The sequence below is a fragment of the Microbacterium sp. BF1 genome, from assembly GCF_019279095.1.
Classification (GTDB): Bacteria; Actinomycetota; Actinomycetes; order Actinomycetales; family Microbacteriaceae; genus Microbacterium; species Microbacterium maritypicum.
Map to the genome: position 1 here is coordinate 1 of NZ_JAGYWT010000700.1, position 972 is coordinate 972.

At 65.2% G+C, this 972-nt stretch carries 2 protein-coding genes; both read left to right on the forward strand.

Annotation, left to right across the window (positions count from 1 at the left end; translation table 11 throughout):
- Window positions 1-579 (forward strand): ATP-dependent Clp protease proteolytic subunit (locus KZA10_RS16150; RefSeq protein WP_256934999.1); only part of this gene is annotated, 579 nt, incomplete at its 5' end.
- Window positions 580-599: 20 nt separating this feature from the next.
- Window positions 600-972 (forward strand): ATP-dependent Clp protease proteolytic subunit (locus KZA10_RS16155; RefSeq protein WP_218683393.1); only part of this gene is annotated, 373 nt, incomplete at its 3' end.

Below are 972 nucleotides of genomic sequence, written 5' to 3' on the forward strand. Positions count from 1 at the left end.
CTCGCAACGAGCGTCTTCGACAGGTTGCTGAAGGACCGCATCATCTGGCTGGGGTCGGAGGTGCGCGACGAGAACGCGAACGAGATCTGCGCGAAGATCCTTCTTCTCGCCGCAGAGGACTCCGAGCGAGACATCTACCTCTACGTGAATTCGCCCGGTGGCTCCATCACCGCCGGCATGGCGATCTACGACACGATGCAGTTCGTGCCGAACGACATCGTCACGGTCGGCATCGGTATGGCCGCCTCAATGGGCCAGCTGCTGCTCACCGCGGGCACCAAGGGCAAGCGGTACATCACGCCCAACGCGCGAGTGCTGCTGCACCAGCCGCACGGTGGCTTCGGCGGAACGTCGAGCGACATCCAGACCCAGGCGCAGCTCATCATGTCGATGAAGAACCGCCTTGCCGAGATCACGGCGGCCCAGACCGGGAAGTCCGTCGAGCAGATCAACGCCGACGGTGACCGCGACCGCTGGTTCACGGCCGAGGAAGCGCTCGAGTACGGCTTCGTCGACCACATCCGCGAATCGGCCTCCGACGTCATCGGCGGCGGCGGAACCGACCAGGACACCGAGTAACGGAAAGCGAAAGGACGCTCATGTACACACCCACCTTCCGCTCAGCCGGTGACCTGCCCTCCAGCCGCTACGTGCTCCCGCAGTTCGAGGAGCGCACGGCCTACGGCTTCAAGCGTCAGGACCCGTACAACAAGCTGTTCGAAGACCGCGTGATCTTCCTCGGCGTGCAGGTCGACGACGCCTCGGCCGACGACGTGATGGCGCAGCTCCTCGTCCTGGAGAGCCAGGATGCCGAGCGTGACATCACGATGTACATCAACTCGCCCGGTGGCTCGTTCACCGCGATGACGGCGATCTACGACACGATGCAGTACGTCGCGCCGCAGATCCAGACCGTGGTGCTCGGCCAGGCGGCCTCTGCTGCGGCCGTGCTGCTCGCGGCCGGCGCGCCGG